At 74.7% G+C, this 13,016-nt stretch carries 10 protein-coding genes and 3 pseudogenes; 6 read left to right on the plus strand and 7 right to left on the minus strand.

Annotated elements, in window-relative coordinates; all coding sequences use genetic code 11:
• Positions 1 to 138: 138 nt before the first annotated feature.
• The 5 genes from ACGF12_RS16655 to ACGF12_RS16675 form a co-directional block, all read right to left on the minus strand.
• Positions 139 to 708 carry a YrhB domain-containing protein gene (locus ACGF12_RS16655; protein WP_393029746.1) on the minus strand — a complete coding sequence of 190 codons (570 nt, stop codon included), beginning with the start codon at positions 706 to 708 and terminating at the stop codon, positions 139 to 141.
• Between the two features lie 128 nt (positions 709 to 836).
• A complete protein-coding gene (locus ACGF12_RS16660; protein ID WP_393029749.1) occupies positions 837 to 1,895 on the minus strand; it encodes an SDR family oxidoreductase in 1,059 nt (352 codons plus the stop codon).
• Between the two features lie 85 nt (positions 1,896 to 1,980).
• Entirely contained in the window at positions 1,981 to 2,571 is a 591-nt protein-coding gene (locus ACGF12_RS16665; protein WP_393029752.1) for a TetR/AcrR family transcriptional regulator, read from the minus strand.
• Between the two features lie 90 nt (positions 2,572 to 2,661).
• Positions 2,662 to 3,288, minus strand: coding sequence for a histidine phosphatase family protein (locus tag ACGF12_RS16670; RefSeq protein ID WP_393029755.1), 627 nt, complete (start codon positions 3,286 to 3,288; stop codon positions 2,662 to 2,664).
• 66 nt (positions 3,289 to 3,354) lie between these two features.
• Positions 3,355 to 4,263, minus strand: coding sequence for an aldo/keto reductase (locus ACGF12_RS16675; RefSeq protein ID WP_393029758.1), 909 nt, complete (start codon positions 4,261 to 4,263; stop codon positions 3,355 to 3,357).
• A gap of 73 nt (positions 4,264 to 4,336) precedes the next feature.
• Here ACGF12_RS16675 and ACGF12_RS16680 point away from each other — a divergent pair, with 73 nt between their 5' ends.
• From ACGF12_RS16680 to ACGF12_RS16690, 3 genes and pseudogenes are all read left to right on the plus strand, one after another.
• A complete protein-coding gene (locus ACGF12_RS16680) occupies positions 4,337 to 5,383 on the plus strand; it encodes an ArsR family transcriptional regulator (protein WP_393029761.1) in 1,047 nt (348 codons plus the stop codon).
• Between the two features lie 135 nt (positions 5,384 to 5,518).
• Positions 5,519 to 6,430 (plus strand): glycerophosphodiester phosphodiesterase, encoded by a 912-nt coding sequence (locus tag ACGF12_RS16685; protein ID WP_393029764.1) that lies wholly within the window; start codon positions 5,519 to 5,521, stop codon positions 6,428 to 6,430.
• Between the two features lie 248 nt (positions 6,431 to 6,678).
• Positions 6,679 to 6,966 (plus strand): annotated as a pseudogene (locus ACGF12_RS16690) (NAD(P)-dependent oxidoreductase); the annotation flags it as partial.
• Positions 6,967 to 8,026: 1,060 nt separating this feature from the next.
• On the opposite strand, the pseudogene ACGF12_RS16695 reads toward ACGF12_RS16690, so the two are convergent.
• A pseudogene (locus tag ACGF12_RS16695) lies at positions 8,027 to 8,146 on the minus strand (M4 family metallopeptidase); the annotation flags it as partial.
• A 15-nt stretch (positions 8,147 to 8,161) separates the two neighbouring features.
• Here ACGF12_RS16695 and ACGF12_RS16700 point away from each other — a divergent pair.
• Both ACGF12_RS16700 and ACGF12_RS16705 read left to right on the plus strand, forming a co-directional pair.
• A pseudogene (locus ACGF12_RS16700) lies at positions 8,162 to 8,449 on the plus strand (GNAT family N-acetyltransferase); the annotation flags it as partial.
• A 19-nt stretch (positions 8,450 to 8,468) separates the two neighbouring features.
• Positions 8,469 to 9,797: a hypothetical protein gene (locus ACGF12_RS16705; protein WP_393029767.1), complete on the plus strand. Its 1,329-nt coding sequence runs from the start codon at positions 8,469 to 8,471 to the stop codon at positions 9,795 to 9,797.
• Positions 9,798 to 9,804: 7 nt separating this feature from the next.
• Here ACGF12_RS16705 and ACGF12_RS16710 read toward each other — a convergent pair whose 3' ends face one another.
• Entirely contained in the window at positions 9,805 to 11,916 is a 2,112-nt protein-coding gene (locus ACGF12_RS16710) for an amino acid adenylation domain-containing protein (RefSeq protein WP_393029770.1), read from the minus strand.
• Positions 11,917 to 12,122: 206 nt separating this feature from the next.
• Here ACGF12_RS16710 and ACGF12_RS16715 point away from each other — a divergent pair, with 206 nt between their 5' ends.
• Positions 12,123 to 12,938, plus strand: coding sequence for an ABC transporter ATP-binding protein (locus ACGF12_RS16715; protein WP_393029773.1), 816 nt, complete (start codon positions 12,123 to 12,125; stop codon positions 12,936 to 12,938).
• The last annotated feature ends 78 nt before the right edge of the window (positions 12,939 to 13,016 follow it).

A 13,016-nucleotide genomic window follows, 5' to 3' on the forward strand; every position in this document is an offset into this window, starting at 1 on the left:
CGCGGGCGCGCTCGGGGCGGGGGCCCCCCAACCCCCCCCCCCGCCCCAGCCCGGGCGGGCGGGGGCGCCCGCCGCCCCGCCCCCCCCCCCCCCCCCCCCCGCGCTCGGCAGCGGCGTTTCGTGGAGCGGCGGGCCGGATCAATCTGGTGGGCGATGTGAGTCGCCTTCTGCGTCCGGGGCCTGCCGGAGGGTCTCTATGGGCAGCGGGGGGCAGCTGACCTGCTCCTCGGTCAGGTCGGCCAACCCCTCGGGTGGTTCGGCCCCGTCTCGTACGGCGAGGACGTACGCCCTTGCCTGCCGCAGGCTCAGGCGTGGTGCCTTCCGGCGCAGGTAGGCCATCGCGGCGACCGGCCCGGCGGATCGGGCGAGTTCACGGATGGCCGCTGCCAGGGGGTCAGGCGCTCTGACGCCTTTGACCTGGCGGAGGTAGAGCGCTTCCCAGTCGCCGGTGACCCAGGTGGTGACGGGGATGTGGTGGATGCTCCCGTCCTGCCGGTCCACCAGGTAGGGGCCGCTTCCGACGAGGCAGTCGTTCAGATCGCGAGTGCGGGCGAACTCGGCCGTGTTCCAGGAGACGATCCAGCCGAGGGCGTGCTCGTCCACGTGGTACGCGACCAGGTCCGGGATCGGGCCGTGCCACGTCCAGGTCAGCCGCTCCTGCGCCAGCAGCGATTCGACCAGCTCGACGGCGCGCTTCTCGGTGATCACCGTTCCATCGTCCACGGCCGGTCAAGTGGGTTTCGGCGCCGGACACCGTCGTATCGGCGCGAGGTGGGGAGCCGTCACTTCCCGTCGAGCGGCCGGCGCGTTCCGGGCGTCAGCGGTGATACGCGGCTTCAGTCGTCGCCGAAGTCCTCGGCGACGAGGCGGGTGGACCAGCGCTGGAGGGCGGGGACGACGGGTGGATGGGCGAGGCCGGCCGCGGTGGCCAGACGGTCGGCGGAGGTGGTGTCGTAGCGGTCCTCGGAGAGGAAGGTGAGGGTCTCCGGGTCGGCGCCCGTGAGGAAGCGTGGGAGGCGGCGGACGAGGGGTACGGGGATCAGACCGCGGGGTGGGCGGACGCCGAGGTGGGCGGCGAGGAGGGCGATCAGGTCTGGGAGGTCCGGGGTGGTGGGGTCCAGGACGGTGTGGGCGGCGACGGGGTCGCGGTCGTGTCCGGGGACGGCGGCGAGGAGCCGGGCGAGGTGGTCGACGGTGACAACCGGCAGGAAGGTGCGCCGGGTGCCGGGCAGCAGGGGGAGGCGGCCGCGGTGGAGTTGGCGCACCAGCTGGGCGAGGCCGAGGTACTGGCCCGCTTCGCCGGTCGCTGAGTGACCGATGACGCTGCTCGGGTTGACGGTGGTGAGGGGGACGCCGAGCTCGGGCGCGGTGACGCGGACGGCGGCGTCGCCGAGTTGTTTGGACGCCTCGTACGCGCCGAGGCGGCTGTAGAGGGCGGCGGTGGTGCCGGGGTCGAGCGGGTACCTGGGGTGGGGGTCGCGGCCGACCCGGTAGCCGGAGAGGTGGACCAGGCGCCGCAGCCGGGGCCGGGTCGCGGACCAGCGCAGCGCGTGCAGTGCGCCGCGGACGTTCGTGGGTTCGGCCTCGGCGCGGGTGAGGCCGAACTGGTAGTGGGCAGCGAGGTTGTGGACGTCGCGGACCTCGCTGAGACGGGCGTCGTCGTCCGGGGACAGGCCGAGGCCGGGACGGGTGAGGTCGGCGGTGGCGGTGGTCAGTGCGGTGGTGTCGGCGCCGTGCTCGCGCAGCCATGCGCGCAGGGCGGTGTCGCGTCCGGCGTCGCGGACGGCGGCGGCCACGGCCCCGCCTCGGCCGAGGAGTTCGAGGAGCAGCCAGCGGCCGAGGAAGCCGGTGGCACCCAGGACGAGGGTGCGCGGAGGTGGAGGGGTGGGCGGCATCGACTCTCTCTATCTGTAGACCGGTCTGCATATTTTTTAAACATGGGCATGGGCAAGCGGCCACCGAACGGCGGCATGCCCGAACCTACGGACGGCGGGACTTCTCCGCGCCGATGAGGTGGAGGACGGCGTGCCGGGCATCGTCCAGCGGCTCGCGACTTCGCCTGACCGACGCCAGCAGGACCGCGCCCTCCATCAGGGCCAGTGCCTGGCCGGCGGCGGTCGAGGCCTCGGCCGGTCGGAAACCCCCGGCCGCCAACTGCTCGGCCAGGATGTGCTGCCAGCTCTCGTACACCTCGGCACAGACGGCGCGCAGGGGCTCATTGGTGCCGGCGACTTCGAGGGCGACGGTCGCGATCGGGCAGCCCTTGGTGTAGTCGGAGCGAGCCAGGCGCTCGGCGAACACTTCGGTCAGGCGCTCGGTGAGCGCGGCGGCGTCGGCTCCCTCGGCGGCCAGTGTCGTCAGCAGGTCCGCGACCTCCTGGCCGGACTGGACGAGCGCGGCGGCGACCAACTGGTCCTTGCCGCCGGGGAAGTGGAAGTAGAGCGAGCCGCGTGGTGCGCCGGTGGCGGCCAGGACCTGGTTGAGGCCCGTGCCGAAGTAGCCCTGCTCCTCGATCAGCTCCCGGGTGCCGGCGATCAGCCGGGCCCGGGTCTCCTCGCCCTTGGCTCCCATGGCGGAGACTGTAGACCGGTCTGCATATTTTTGTCGACCCTCCCTTCGGAGGTCGGACGCCCAGACCTCAGGCGCACAGACCTCGGGCCCTCAGATCCGCAGCTCAGGGGGGAAGCCCGTCCAGCGAAGCTCCTCCGGCAGGTGGGCCTGGTCGTTGAGCACGAGCACTGAGGAGGGGCGGCCGGGGGCGAAGCGGAGGACGGTGAGGGCGGCGTTGGCCGCGTTGAGGCCGAGCCAGCGCCAGGCGGGGGCGTCGAGGGTGTGGCGGACGAGCCAGCCGATCAGGAAGGCGTGGGTGACGACCAGTTCGTGCCGGTCCTGCGCCCCCTCGACCGGCCCGGTGAACCGGGCGGCGGCCCGGAGAGCCAGGGCCCGGCCGTGCGCGGCCTCCTCGGCCGTGGTGTCGGCGAGGAAGCGCAGCATGAACTCGGCACTGTCCTCCGGTAGTTCACTGCGCGGAGGCAGGTGCGGGACGTAGTCGTCGGCCTCCGCGCAGACCGACACCGCCACCCCGCCGCCCAGTTGCTCGCCGATCAGCCGTGCGGTCTGCGCGGCCCGGGGCAGCGGGCCGTGGTGCACCGCGGTGATGGGCCGGTCGGCCAGTCGGCGGCCGAGGAGGACGGCCTGGCGGCGGCCGGCGGCGGTGAGGCCGCTGCCGTCCGGGGCGGCCTCGCCGTGGCGGGCGAGGTAGAGGTAGCGGGTGGCGGTGTCGGGCATGCTGCGGGGCTCCTCGAAGACGGGTGATGTGACGGAGCGACGCAGACGGTCCGGCGATGGTTCCGGTCAGCCGGTGTGGGCCTGGTCCAGCAGGGCCAGTTCCTCCGCCGTCAGCTGGACGGCGCCGGCGGCGATGTTGTCCTCCAGGTGGGCCACGTCGCCGGTGCCGGGGATGGCGAGGACGTGCGGCCCGCGGTGCAGCGTCCAGGCGAGGCGGAGCTGCGCGGTGCTGATGCCGCGGGCCCGGGCCACCTCCTGGACCTGGGCGGGTTCGGTCTCGCCGGCGCCGTACTGCCGCCCGGTGCCGGCGATGGCGTAGAAGGGGACGAAGGCGATGCCCTGGTCGCCGCAGAGTCGCAGCAGCGCGTCCTGCTCGGCTGAGGCGCCGATGCCGTACGGGTTCTGGACGCAGACCACGGGGGCGATGGCCTGGGCCTCAGTGAGTTGGTGCGGGTGGACGTTGGACAGTCCGAGGTGGCGGATCAGCCCGGCCTCGCGCAACTCGGCGAGCGCACCGAAGCGTTCGGCGACCGAGTCGGTGCCGACGATGCGCAGGTTGACCAGGTCGAGGTGGTCGCGACCGAGTTGGCGCAGGTTCTGCTCGACCTGGGTGCGCAGCCGCTCGGGGGTGCGGGCGTGCTCGGCCCACTCGCCGTCGATGCCGCGGGCGGGGCCGACCTTGGTGGCGATCACAAGGTCGTCGGAGTAGGGCGCGAGCGCCCGGTTGATCAGCTCGTTGGCGGAGCGCAGCGGGGAGAAGTAGAAGGCGGCGGTGTCGATGTGGTTGACGCCCAGCTCGACCGCGCGGCGCAGCACCCGCAGGGCCTGCTCACGGTCGCGCGGTGCGGCATCGGGCACGAGCGCGGGGCCGGTCTGCGGCAGGCGCATCGAGCCGAAGCCGATCCGGTGGACGACGCGGTCGCCGAGGGTCCAGGTGCCGGAGGCGGTGGCAGTCACGGTGGTGTCGGAAGTCATGCCCGTCATGATCGGGACTGCACTAGCCTGATCGCCACTGATTCGAGCATGTGTGAATCCACGGGGGTGGGTGTTGGCGGCGGAGCTGCTGTTCACGGCGGGGGACCTGGCGCGGATGCGCTTCGCGGTATCGCCGATGTGGGAGGTCGGCCCGAGCCTGCGGCTGCTGGGCTCCGGCCTCCCGCACGCCGTCCACCGGCCCTGGGCGGAGCAGGTGCGGCCCCGGCTGGCGGCGCTCGGCCCGGCGTCCGGGCTGCTCGCCGAGCTCGTCCCGCCGACCGGCTACGTCCCCGACTTCATCAACCCGGCCCCGGCCGGGCCCGCGCCCACCCTGGCCGAGGAGCTCGCCGCGATCCGGGCCACCCCCGCCGGGCAGGTCCGGCGCGACCTGGACCGGCTGGCGGCGGAACAGGGCCGGCTCGGGACCCGGCTGCGGGCGCTGCACGCCGATCCGGCGGCCGGGCTGGCCCAAGTGACCGAGGCGGTCGAGGCGTACTGGGAGCTGGCGCTCGCGCCGTACTGGGCGAGGATCCGCGCGGTGCTGGACGCGGACGTGCTCCACCGGGCCCGGCAGGCCGCCGAGTACGGGGCCGAGCGGGTGCTGAACGACCTGCACGCGGAGCTGCGCTGGACGGAGGACACCCTGCGGCTGCGCCACCGCACCCGTCCGCTGCCCCGGCGCGCGGCCGGAGCGGGCCTGCTGCTGATCCCGTCCGCCTTCACCGGCCCGGGCCTGTACACCCGCCTCGGCCGACAGGACCCGTCAGGCTCGCAGGACCCGTCAGGTCGGCGGGACCCGTCAGGCTCGCAGGACCCGCCGCAGCTCGCCTATCCGGCGCGGGGGATCGGCGGTCTCTGGGCGGCCGCCGCGTCGGCGCCCGGCACCGAGGCGCTGGCGGCGGTGCTCGGCCGCTCCCGCGCCCTGCTGCTGTCCGAGCTCGCCGCCCCGGCCTCGACCACCGAGCTGGCCCGGCGGACGGGGCTGTCGCCCTCGGCGGTGTCGCAGTACTTGACGGCGCTGCGGGACGCGCGCCTGGTGAGCGCCCACCGCGCTGGGCGCTGGGTGCTGTACGCCCGGACGGCCTCGGCGGAGGCGCTGTTGGCGCCGCTGGGCCCGTAGGCTCCGCCGGCACCGCCAGGTCCGTAGGCACCGCCGGGTCCGCTGGCTCCGAATGGCTGCTTCACCCGCGAAACGTCACCGCCGGTTCCCGGTTCCGCCGGGGAAGGTCCGCTCACGGCCCGTAGTGTGCCGGACATGACATCCAGTCAGCGCCACCGCCACCGCCACCGCCGTCGCCGTCCGACCGGCCTGGCCGCCGCGCTGCTCGCGGCCGGCCTCGGCGGCCTCTCCGTGACCGGAGCGCCCGCCATGACGCCCACCGTGACGCCCGGCGCCCGCTGGATCCGCCCGGCGGGCACGCCGATGACCGTCTTCGGCCACCGCGGCGCCGCCTCCGCCGCCCCCGAGAACACCCTGGTCTCGGACGAGGTGGCCCGTCGTGGCGGGGCCGAGTGGATCGAGGACGACGTCCAGCCGAGCAGGGACGGCGTCCCGTACGTGCTGCACGACGACACCGTGAACCGCACCACCGACGGCACCGGCCGGGTCCGCGACCTGACCGCCGCCCAGCTCGACGCGCTGGACGCCGGCTCCTGGTTCGCACCCTCCTACGTCGGCACCCGCCTGCCCACGCTCGCCGCCCAGTTGGACGACCTGCGCATCCGGGGCGGCAGGCTGCTGCTGGAGATCAAGGGCCCGCACACCAGGGACGAGGTCGCCCGGATCGTCCAGGTCGTGCGCGAGCACGGCATGACCGACCGGGTCTTCGTCCAGAGCTTCCAGGAGGAGGCGCTGCGTCACACCCGCGAGCTGGCCCCCGAACTGCCGCTCGGCCTGCTGCGCTCCACCCTCGACCCGGACCCGGTCGCCACCGCCCGCGACCTCGGCCTGAGCGCCTACAACCCGGCGGACGAGGCACTGGCCACCCGCCCCGGGGTGGTCAAGGACCTGCACGCCGCCGGAGTGGCGGTCAACGTCTGGACGGTCGACCAGCCGGCCCGCTGGAAGGCACTGGAGGCCGCCGGGGTGGACGGCGTCATCACCAACCGGCCCGCGGAGCTGGTGGGTTGGAACGAGGCCCGGGCGCAGTTCGGCGGCGCCCGCTAGGCTGCGCCCGCAGGAGCGGGACGGCCCCGACGAACGGGAGGGGACGGGATGAGCCGCGGGATCGACTGGGCGAACCTCGTCCTGGAACCGCAGGGCTCGCTGACCGCCTTCGACGGCTGGCTCGTCCTCGACCTGGACACCCGGCCGGCCACCGTGGACGGCCGCGAGGCCCGACTCACCCACGCCGACGCCAAGCTGCTGCGCGGCCTGATCGAGCTGGGCTCGGGAGTGCACGGACCCGTACGTGATCCTCGCGAAGGGCGCCCGAGGCCGGCGTGCGCCGGCCGGTCGACAAGGAGCAGTTGCTGCGCGAGGGTGACTTCGTCTCCCTCCACCTCTCCTCGAACGAGGACACCCGGGGGCTGATCGGCGCCGCCGAACTCGCCCTGATGAAGCCCGAGGCCTACCTGGTCAACACCTCCCGGGCGGCGATCGTCGACCAGGACGCACTGCTCGCCGCGCTCACCGAGGGCCGGATCGCGGGCGCCGCGGTGGACGTCTTCGACATCGAGCCGCTGCCCGTCGAACACCTGCTGCTGGGTCTCCGGTCGCATACTGACCGCATGACGTGCGGAGACGGTGGCCGGGGCACTGGGCGGCGCGAGGTGCTGCGGGCGGGTGCGGCGGCGGTGCTGCTGGGTGCGACGGGGTGTGCGAGCGGGGGCAAACCGCAGGTTCCGGCGGCGAGTTCGGGTACGGCGGCGACGAAGGCGCCCATGCCGAGCGTGGCCGGGACGCCGACCCCGACCCCGGCCCTGCTGCCCAACCCGCCGCTCTGGCAGCCCGGCCCCGGCGAGATCCAGCCCGACGTCAAGCGCCGCGCCGTCGAGCTGGTGGTCGTGCTCGGGGCCTGGCCGCCCGGAGGGCAGGGCGCGGAGGCGGCCCGGGCCCGGGTGGCGGCGCTGGGGCTGCCGCCCGGGCTGGCGGACCAGGCCGGGCCGCTCGCCCCGGCGGCGGCCGAGGCGAGCCTGGAGGTGATCGACGCCCAGTACGGCGGGATCCTGGCCGACTCGGCGAGCGTGCTGGTGGTCTGCCGCCAGTGGACCAGGGCCGCCGACGGTTCGGTGGTCGGGGGCGGTACCACCGTGGACGTGCGGCTGAGCCGGGCCGAGCCGCGCTGGGCCGTCACCGCGCTGCACCCGGGGGAGCCGGGCCCGGCGGCCGCCTCGCCCGCCCCGGCGGTGGCCAGGGTGCTCGCCGAGCCGAGGATCGAGCTGCCGCCCGCGGCGGCGGCCGACCTGCGCAGCGGCGCCGTCCACGACAGCGTGCTCGCGGCGGTGCTGCGGCTGGCCGGCCCGTACTCGCTCTCGGTGAGCGTGGTGCGCAGCGGCCATCCGCTGGACGTCTTCGGGACGACCCGGCCCAGCGACCATCCGCTGGGCCGGGCCTTCGACGTGTGGCGGATCGACGGCCGGGCGGTGGTGGACCCGGCCACGCCCCGGCAGCTGGTCGAGTCCTTCATGCGGGACGCGGCCGCCGCCGGTTCGTACAACGTGGGCGGGCCGGTGGCGATCGAGGGGGTCGGTAACCAGTTCTTCACCGACGACACCCACCACGACCACGTCCACGTGGGGTTCGACAGCTGAGTGCGGGGCCTCAGGTGACGTTGACCGCGCTCCAGGCCGCGGCGACCGCGCCGTACTCGGCGCTGCCGGCGCCGTACAGGTCGCGGGCGGCGTTGAGCGAGGCGGCGCGGGCGCCCTTGTAGGTGGTGGAGAGGGCTTGTCGAAGCGGCACAGCCTCGGCTGGGTCACCGCCCGCCGGGGCGCCGACGCCGCCCTGGTCGGCTTCGTCAACCTCGCCTGGGACGGCGGCGCCCACGCCTTCCTGCTGGACACCGTCGTCGCACCGCAGGCCCAGCGGCAGGGCGTCGCCACCCGCCTGGTGGCCGAGGCCGCCGACGGCGCCCGCGCGGCGGGCTGCGCCTGGCTGCACGTCGACTTCGAGCCGCACCTGCGTGCCTTCTACCTCGACGGGTGCGGTCTACGGCCCACCGACGCGGGGCTGTTGGCACTCTGAAGCTCTAAGCTCTCACTCCATGGACGGATGGGTGGGGGCCTGGACCGGCGAGCGGGCGGCGGTTCACATCGGCAACGTCGCGGACTTCAACGCGCAGTTCTTCGCGCCCGGCATGGACGCGGCCCAGCGCGCCCGGCGGCTGCGGCAGGCGCACCACTACGCCTGCCTGGCCGCCTGCTACAGCCCGGAACCGGCGCTGCTGGTGCTGCCCGCCGAGGTGGACCGGGAGTGGATCGACTGGCTGGCCCGGGAGTTGGCCTGGGGCCCGGTCGAACTGCACAGCGGGGTGGCGGTCGGCCGGACGGTGGCCGAGGCGCTCGCCGACCGTCCTGCCCTGGTCGCGCGGATCGCCGACTCCGGTCACCCGGCGGTCAGTTGGGGCCGGACGGCCGCGCAGGGCGACGGGCCCGAGCTGGCCGCGGTCCGCCGGTACGAGTCCAAGGCCGCCGCCCATGAGCTGTTTGCCGCCCTCGCGCCCGGGCACCCCGGGATCACCGTCCCGGCGCAGGAACGCCCGGGCGGCCGCCGCCGGGCCGCCCGTCGGCTGACCGTCCGCGCCGCGCGGGGCCTGACCACCGTGCTGAAGAGCCCGCACGGCGTCGGCGGCTACGGCACGATCGTGGTCGAACCCGCCGAGCTCTTCGCCGCCGGCGGCGGAGGCGCCCTGCTGCGCCGCCTGGTCCGCTCCGAAATCCTGCCGCCCCAGGGCGAGTTGCTGTTGGAGGAGTACGTCGACGCGGGCCCGGCCGCCCGGCTGCGCGACCTCACCTACGACGCCGTGATCGGCCCGGACGGCACCGTCCACCCGGTCGGCGCGGGCACCATGGAGGTGGCCGGCACCCGCTACCAGGGCGCCACCGTCGGCCCCGGCGCGGTGCCCCGGGCCGCCGCCGAGACGGCCCGCGGCTTCGCCCTCGCGGTGGGGGAGCGGCTGGCCGCCGACGGCTACCGCGGCTGGTACGACGTCGACTTCGTCACCGACCGGCAGCGCCGGCTCGCCCCCACCGAGATCAACCTGCGGCTCACCGGCCCCGCGATCGCCTTCATGCTGCGCGAACGCCTCGACCGGGTGCGCGGCCCCGGCCACCTGGTCCGCACCCTGGACGCGATGCCGCTCGGAGCCCGGCTCGCCCCCGAGGCGCTGTACGACCACCTCGACCGGCTGCGCCCGCGCTGCGCCCGCCTCGGCGTCACCCTGCTGCCGCTGATCCCGACGGCGGGCCACGACCCGGAGCCCGCCGTCGGCCTCGCCCTGGCCGGGCCGGACGCCGAGGCGCTGGACGCCGCGCAGGCGCTGCTCACGGCCGCCAACCACGCGCTGACCGGGATGTTCGAAGCGCTGCGCTGAACCCTGGCTACTTCTTCGTGGTCTTCGGCTTCTGCAGCAGGAAGATCACGACCACGACCGCGGCCAGCATCAGCGGGATGTTGAAGACGTAGACCAGTGCGGTCTGGCGCGGCCAGTCCGTGGGCTTGGCCAGCCGGTAGAGGTTGTCCTGCGGCCACCAGGAGGCGACCAGCCAGAACACCGAGAAGTGGGTGAGCAGCGACAGCCGGAGCGAGCGGCCCTGCCGCAGCACCGCGGGCAGGCCGAGGAAGAGGAACGCCAACCCGGTGCCGAAGGCGGCGCATTCGCAGAAGTAGAGCAGTCCGAACCAGAAGTGGTACTCGGGGGGCACCGCCGAGAGGTCCGTCGAACCGGGGAAGAAGTTGTCGGTGAGGGCCCGGGTGAGGATGGTGCTGACCACCGTGATGAAGAGCGCCAGGCAGCCCGTCACCCCGTTCGTGTTGTTCGCCCCGCCCCCGGCCTTGCCGCCGCCCTTCCTGCTGCCGCCCGACTTGGCCGACCGTGGCGCGGTGTGCTTCGGTGGGGCCGGCAGCGGCAGCTTGGTGCGGTCCAGCTTCCCGGCCCGGGTACGCGGCAGCTCAGGGACGGTTATCACGGCGGCGGGTGTCGAGTAGCCCCTGAGCTCCGTCAGCAGGTACTGGGTGAGTGACCAGCCGTCCACCGCGTCCGGCGGCCCCTGCACGGGCACCGCGTAGCCGACCATCAGCCGCTGCCCGGGCGACGGCTCCACCTCGACGACGGCCGCCTCCTGCACCGCCGGGTGCGCCCGCAGCGCGCCCTCCGCGCGGGCGGCCGCCTTGACCCGGGTGGCCACCGAGGTGGCCCGCTCCGCGCCGAGCCGCCCGACCACGGTCGACGCCCGGCCGACGAACTCCAGCACGCCGTCCGCCCGGAGCAGCCCGAGGTCCCCGGTCAGCAGCACCCGCCCGTCCGGGTCGAAGTCGGCCCGGACGAAGCGGCGGGCGGTGTCCGCCGGCCGGTTGAGGTAGCCGCGGCCCAGGCCGGAGCCCGCGATCGCGATCTCGCCGACCCGGCCGGGCGCCACCGGGGTGGCGTGCGGCCCCAGCACGTATATCCGGGTGCCGGGGAAGGGGCGGCCGACCAGTGAGACCCGCTCGGCGCCCTCGGCGGCGGCCGCGCCCCGGACGTCGAAGTAGGTGCTGTCCACGGTGGCCTCGGCCAGGCCGTAGACGTTCAGCACCCGGGTGCCGTCGCCGAGCAGCCGCTGCAGTCCCAACTGCTCGTCCAGGTACCACTTCTCGGCGCCCACGGTGAGCAGCCGCACCCCGGGCAGCGATCCGCCGGTCGCGCTCAGCAGGGCGGTGAGGCGGCGGGCGGTGCGGACGTTCAGCTCCATGACGGTGATCCGCTCCTCCGCCACCAGGGCGGGCAGGGCGGCGAGGTCGGCGGTGCGGTCGAGGGTCAGGTTGAACGGGGTGACCACCAGGGTTGCGCCGGTGCCCAGTGCGCGGACCCAGTCGGCGGTGAAGACGTCGAACTCCAGGCTCGCCGTCTGCAGGACCCGGTCCTCGGGCGTGAGCCCGTACACCTCGCGCCAACCCGCGTACGCGGCAAGCAGGTTGCGGTGCTCGACCAGCGCGCCGGTGGGCAGGCCGGTGGAGCCGGAGGTGTAGAGGACGCAGGCGAGGTCGCCCGGGGCGACCTCGGGACACCGGAACTCCCCGTCCGGTGACGCGAGGGTGTCGACGCAGACCGGCTGCGCCCCGCCCGCGTCCGCCAGCCGGACCCGGTGCCGCTCCTCGGTCAGCACCAACTCGGGCGCGGCGTCGGCCAGTACGTGCCGCAGCAGCGTGTCGGGCGCGGTCGGCTCCAGCGGCACGAACGCGGCGCCCGCCTTCAGCACCGCCAGCATCGCGACGTACACCTCGGTGCCCCGGTCCAGCGCGACCGCCGCCCGGCCGCCCGGGGTCAGCCCGCTCCGTGCCAGGTGGGCGGCCAGCCGCTCGGCCCGCGCGTCCAGCTCCCCGTACGTCAGCTCGGCGTCGCCGCAGCGCACCGCCACCGCCTCCGGCGCCCGGCGCGCCTGGTGCTCGAACAGTCCGTGCAGCGTGGTGGCCGCCCGGTCGGTGTCCGTGGTCATCGAGTCGTCCGTGGTCATCGAGTCTTTCCTTCCTCCCCCAAGGAAAAGCACAATCCTCCTCCCAACTCCCCTTGCGCAAGAGGGTTCTGGCGCGTCCACGGCTCGGACGGCCGGGGTCCGGTCCGGCCGACGGCGGTACGGTGCACACGGACGGTCGGCGCCGGCCCGTCCGGTGCGGCGCCCCCGCCCGTACCTGCCCGGCACCTCGATCGGAGATCTGGAACATGAGCGCGTCCTTCGACGGCCCGCTGCTGCGCACCCACGACGTGGACGTCGTGCGCGACGGCCGCCACCTGCTGCGCGGGATCACCCTGGAGATCCAGCCCGGCGAGCACTGGGCGCTGCTCGGCCCCAACGGCGCGGGCAAGTCCACCCTGCTCGCCCTGCTCGGCGCGGTCTCCCACCCCACCCGGGGCACGGTGGACGTGCTCGGCCGCCGGCTCGGCCGGGTGGACATCCGCGAACTGCGCGCCCACCTCGGGCACGTCAACCCGCGCCACCCGCTGCGCTCGCCGCTGACCGTGCGCGAGGTGGTGCTCACCGGGCACACCAACACCATCGAGCCGGAGTGGCACCGCAAGCCCGCCCCCGAGGCGGTGCAGCGGGCCGAGCAGCTGATCGAGACGCTCGGCATGACCGCGATGGCCGAGGCCCCGTGGACCACCCTCTCCCAGGGCGAGCGCGGCCGGGCCCTGATCGCCCGCGCCCTGATGCCCAGCCCCCGGCTGCTGCTGCTCGACGAACCCGCCACCGGGCTGGACCTGACCGCCCGCGAACTGCTGCTGGACAGCCTGGACCTGCTGCGCCACCAGCACCCCGAGCTGGCCAGCGTGCTGGTCACCCACCACCTGGAGGAACTGCCGGAGAGCACTACCCACGCCCTGCTGCTGCGCGCCGGGGAGTGCCTGGCGGCCGGGCCGGTGGACGAGGTGATGACCACCGGGCTGATCAGCGAGACCTTCGGCCACCCGATCCGGATCTCCCGTCACGAGGGCCGCTGGACGGCCCGCGCCGCCGCCCGCCGCACCCCGGGGAGGTAACGCTTCGAGCGGGGTTCGAGGGGGCGGGTATCAACGGTAAAGACTTCTTACGTAAGGTATGCCTTAGCTAAAAAGGAG

Origin of the sequence: Kitasatospora sp. NPDC048296, assembly GCF_043201815.1 — a bacterium.
In the GTDB taxonomy this organism is placed as follows: domain Bacteria; phylum Actinomycetota; class Actinomycetes; order Streptomycetales; family Streptomycetaceae; genus Kitasatospora.

Coding starts and splice junctions, on each gene's coding strand:
- ACGF12_RS16660 (WP_393029749.1), bottom strand. CDS start 1,895: ATGCCGCCCACCCCTCCACCTCCGCGCACCCTCGTCCTGGGTGCCACC.
- ACGF12_RS16665 (WP_393029752.1), bottom strand. CDS start 2,571: ATGGGAGCCAAGGGCGAGGAGACCCGGGCCCGGCTGATCGCCGGCACC.
- ACGF12_RS16670 (WP_393029755.1), bottom strand. CDS start 3,288: ATGCCCGACACCGCCACCCGCTACCTCTACCTCGCCCGCCACGGCGAG.
- ACGF12_RS16675 (WP_393029758.1), bottom strand. CDS start 4,263: ATGACTTCCGACACCACCGTGACTGCCACCGCCTCCGGCACCTGGACC.
- ACGF12_RS16685 (WP_393029764.1), top strand. CDS start 5,519: ATGACATCCAGTCAGCGCCACCGCCACCGCCACCGCCGTCGCCGTCCG.
- ACGF12_RS16705 (WP_393029767.1), top strand. CDS start 8,469: ATGGACGGATGGGTGGGGGCCTGGACCGGCGAGCGGGCGGCGGTTCAC.
- ACGF12_RS16710 (WP_393029770.1), bottom strand. CDS start 11,916: ATGACCACGGACGACTCGATGACCACGGACACCGACCGGGCGGCCACC.
- ACGF12_RS16715 (WP_393029773.1), top strand. CDS start 12,123: ATGAGCGCGTCCTTCGACGGCCCGCTGCTGCGCACCCACGACGTGGAC.